The 473-nt window shown below is 36.2% G+C and carries 1 protein-coding gene; it reads left to right on the top strand.

Annotated features, from left to right (window positions below; genetic code table 11):
* Window positions 1-473: AI-2E family transporter (locus tag AC1DOP_RS27280; RefSeq protein ID WP_477254417.1), on the top strand; the 473-nt coding region annotated here is incomplete at both ends.

The raw sequence follows: 473 nt of genomic DNA, 5'->3' as shown, positions 1-473 counted from the left end.
GATTTTCCACAGATAAAAGCGAACGTAACACAGCATATCAATTCATTAAGTGATTGGATCAGTCGCATTACCCATTACGATGATAAGGAACAAAAAGCCTTCATAAAAACTAAAAGCGACGATTTGATGAACATGGGCACCTCGCTTGCAGGTGGTGCTGCCGTTACCTTAAGTGGCATTTTTGTATTTATCGGTTTGTTGCCCATTTATATTTACCTGATGCTTTTTTATAAAGACATTTTATTGCGCTTTATCTTCATGTGGTTTAAAACAGATGATCATCCAAAAGTGAAAGAAGCTATTTATGAAACCGAATCGATCATTAAAAGCTACCTAATCGGACTGTTAATCCAGATAACCTATATGACGATTTTGTTGGGTGGAATATTGATGTTAATTGGTATAAAACATGCTTTGTTAATCGGGGTAATCTTTGCCATCTTAAACCTGATTCCTTACGTGGGAGCCTTAAT

The organism is Massilia sp. 01N410, from assembly GCF_056399665.1.
The sequence above is the reverse complement of the archived record's forward strand: the minus strand, read 5'-3'. Positions and strand labels throughout refer to the sequence as shown.